Genomic DNA, 938 nt, shown 5'->3' with positions numbered 1-938 from the left:
CTGAGAGCCTGACCGAAAAAGCAGTGAGTGATTTCGGTCAGCTGTGATTCCTTCGGATTTGCGAAGATTCGAGGGAGTGCACCATGCCATGGACCAAAATCACTCGTGCTCAGTATCTGCGGAGCGGACTGCGCTATGCAAGCGACATGACCGACGCGGAGTGGCGTCTGATAGCCAGGAAGTTGCCAGGTCGGCGTCGATTGGGCCGCCCGCGGACGGTTGACTTGCGTAAGGTGGTCGAGGCCATTTTGTTCATTCTGTCCACCGGCTGCCAATGGCGCGCTCTGCCGCGGGAGTTCCCGCCGTACTCGACGGTGCAGGGTTATTTCTATACTTGGCGCGATACTCGCCGATGGCACAGGATCGTGAAGGCTCTGGTCCGACAGGCACGGCGCAAACTCGGCCGCAAGCCGACACCGACGGCGGCCGTCATCGACAGTCAGAGTGCTTCGACGACACAAGCCGGCGGCCCGCGCGGCTTCGATCCGGGCAAACGGGTTCACGGACGTAAGCGGCACATCGTCACCGATACCAACGGTCTCTTGCTCGCCGTCCACGTTCACCCCGCCAATGTTCAGGATGTCCATGGTGCGGTCCCCTTGCTGGAACGCGTGCGAGAGCGCTTTCCGAAGCTGCATCATGTCTTTGCTGACCGGGTTTATCGCGGAAAGCAGCTCGTTGGCGCGCTCTCCCATTGCGGGCCATGGACCATCGAGATCGTTCAGCGGCCGCCTGGGGTCAAAGGCTTCCAGCTCCTGCCACGGCGATGGGTCGTCGAACGCACCTTTGCGTGGTTCGGTAGGTGCCGACGCCTCTCCCGAGACTTCGAGGGCTCCGCCTCAACTGAGGTCGCCTGGCTCCTCGTAGCCCATCTCAGGCTCTTGACCAGACGTCTCGCTATGCCCTGAATATCCTCAGCTCATTTTGAGTCAGACTCT

At 60.9% G+C, this 938-nt stretch carries 1 protein-coding gene; it reads left to right on the top strand.

Annotated features, from left to right (window positions below):
- The first annotated feature begins 83 nt into the window (after positions 1-83).
- Entirely contained in the window at positions 84-908 is an 825-nt protein-coding gene (locus CO675_RS39580) for an IS5 family transposase (protein WP_097677272.1), read from the top strand.
- Positions 909-938 lie beyond the last annotated feature (30 nt).

This window comes from Bradyrhizobium sp. C9, assembly GCF_002532045.1.
Classification (GTDB): domain Bacteria; phylum Pseudomonadota; class Alphaproteobacteria; order Rhizobiales; family Xanthobacteraceae; genus Bradyrhizobium.
The sequence above is the reverse complement of the archived record's forward strand: the minus strand, read 5'-3'. Positions and strand labels throughout refer to the sequence as shown.

Coding starts and splice junctions, on each gene's coding strand:
- CO675_RS39580 (WP_097677272.1), top strand. CDS start 84: ATGCCATGGACCAAAATCACTCGTGCTCAGTATCTGCGGAGCGGACTG.